The organism is Pseudoduganella sp. RAF19, assembly GCF_052114165.1.
In the GTDB taxonomy this organism is placed as follows: Bacteria; Pseudomonadota; Gammaproteobacteria; order Burkholderiales; family Burkholderiaceae_D; genus Rugamonas.
This window is the reverse complement of record NZ_JBFREF010000041.1, coordinates 1-353: the sequence shown is the minus strand read 5'-3', so window position 1 is coordinate 353 and position 353 is coordinate 1. Positions and strand designations below refer to the sequence as shown.

Annotated in this window: 1 protein-coding gene; it reads left to right on the top strand. The window is 46.0% G+C overall.

What is annotated here, in order from left to right:
- Positions 1-37: 37 nt before the first annotated feature.
- Positions 38-343, top strand: coding sequence for a hypothetical protein (locus tag AB4Z19_RS30510; protein WP_442027434.1), 306 nt, complete (start codon positions 38-40; stop codon positions 341-343).
- The last annotated feature ends 10 nt before the right edge of the window (positions 344-353 follow it).

The window sequence follows — 353 nt, the reverse complement described above, 5'->3', positions numbered from 1 at the left end:
CGGCCAGGAACAGACGCCCACCTAGCTAGGTAAAAATATGACGAATCTCGAAATTCTTAAACAATGGGAAATTACGGAGAAATGGCTACGGGAGGCTCGGTCTGCTCTTCGTTCAGATGTTGTTACAGCAAAAGATCAGCTGGAAAACTTTGAAGAATATCTTGCTSATAATGAGCTAGAGTTAGCGTTGGAAGAGCTTGCTGAAGTTGCAGGCCATTCTCGCCAAGGGAGACGCTTCTGGGATTTGATGATACAAGCTGCAAGATCTATGAAGCTTGAAGGGCGAGCGGACGCTTTTATTGTTCAATGGGCCGTCGTGGCGAATGTTAAAAAAATTGACTGAAGTCGGCCAG